Consider the following 1,388-nt stretch of genomic DNA (forward strand, 5'->3'; position numbering starts at 1 on the left):
CGCGACAGCACCCGTCGCCACGGCACCCACCGCGAGGACCACCCGCCCGGCCCGCGGCGCCCCGTGGAGCCCCAGCGCCGTGATCACGTGGCACGCGCCCGTGACGGCGAGCCCGGCGGTCATCACCCCGGGGGCGGTCGCCGTCGTCGCCGCCAGCGCGCTGATGGTCTCCTCGACAGGGTCGAAGCCGGTCTGCAGGGCCTCGGCGAGGAGGAAGCCGCCGATCATCGCGATCGGTGCCGTCACGGCCGAGGTCACGGCCCACCAGGGGATCTGTCGGGTGCGGGTCACCGGCTGATGCTCGCGCGTGCAGCGCCACCCCGCACGTCGACGTCGGCTGGGGCCCTGATGCACCGCCTGACCAGCGAAGAAGCACCCGTTCGGCCGAGCGGCATGACGTACGTCTCATCAAGGTGCACCCCCGGATGCCGACTAAGATCGTGACGCTCCCGCCAGGGCGCGACACCCGGTCACCGAGCTCCCCCCGAGCGGTGCCCACCCTTCACTCACCTCGCAGCACCCTCATGGTGCTGCCCTCGTCATGGAGTACGTCGTGCAGCTGATCACCGAGGCCAGCGGTTTCCTGGCCTCGATCACCGGTTTCCTCGTCTGGCTCCCCCAGGCCAAGCGTGTGTGGCAGGACCGCAAGGACCCGGCCCGCCTGGCCGGGGTCTCGATCCCCACCCAGGTGCTGTCCCTGGCCGGGAACGTGCTGTGGCTCGTCCATGCGATCGGCATCGGGTCCTTCTGGCTCGGTGCCCCGAGCGTGATCAACGTGCCGGTGATCCTGCTGACGGTCTACCTGGTGCGGCGCTCGCAGACCGCGGCGATCGTCAACGAGGGCCTGCAGGCCCTCGTGCCCGAGGAGCTGCCCGACGGCGAGGAGCCCGTGCTCGCCGACATGCCGGTGCTCGAGGCGGCCCTCACGGCTGACGTCGACCCGGCCGACCCCGAGGTCGCCTCGGCCGTCCAGCACGCCGAGGACTTCGCCCGCGCCGTCTGACCTCCGGGTCAGCACCGCACGCCCAGCCCCCGACGCGAGGCCTGGGTGGGTTTGTCCACCCTCCGGGTGAACGGCACGTGAAGTCCTCTCGACGGCTGCTGCCGCACCGCGCCATCGGGCCGGATCCGTGGTGACACTGGTCAGGTGACCACCACCGAGCCAGCCCCCGCGTCCCCGCCGCAGGCCCGTGGCCGGTCCGCCGCGGCGGCCGGTGCGCACCGCCACGGCGCCGACCCGTTGGCCACCTTCGACGTCTTCGAGACGGTCCTGGTCCGGTCCGTGAGTCCCGCCCAGGCGGTCTTCGACGTGCTCGGGGCGCGCGCGGCCGAGGCAGGGCTGATCACCTGCTCGCCCCAGGCCTTCAGCCGGGCCCGGGTCCGCGCCG

General features: G+C 73.1%; 3 protein-coding genes. 2 read left to right on the forward strand and 1 reads right to left on the reverse strand.

What is annotated here, in order from left to right; genetic code table 11:
- Window positions 1-291, reverse strand: a 291-nt coding sequence (locus tag L0B03_RS17930) for a DUF998 domain-containing protein (RefSeq protein WP_250448376.1), incomplete at its 3' end; no start/stop codon positions are given.
- 250 nt (window positions 292-541) lie between these two features.
- Here L0B03_RS17930 and L0B03_RS17935 point away from each other — a divergent pair.
- Window positions 542-1,003, forward strand: a complete 462-nt coding sequence (locus L0B03_RS17935; protein WP_250448378.1) for a hypothetical protein — start codon at window positions 542-544, stop codon at window positions 1,001-1,003.
- A gap of 144 nt (window positions 1,004-1,147) precedes the next feature.
- Window positions 1,148-1,388, forward strand: a 241-nt coding sequence (locus L0B03_RS17940) for a hypothetical protein (RefSeq protein WP_250448380.1), incomplete at its 3' end; no start/stop codon positions are given.

This window comes from Actinotalea sp. C106, assembly GCF_023630195.1.
Taxonomy (GTDB): Bacteria; Actinomycetota; Actinomycetes; order Actinomycetales; family Cellulomonadaceae; genus Actinotalea.

Coding starts and splice junctions, on each gene's coding strand:
- L0B03_RS17935 (WP_250448378.1), top strand. CDS start 542: ATGGAGTACGTCGTGCAGCTGATCACCGAGGCCAGCGGTTTCCTGGCC.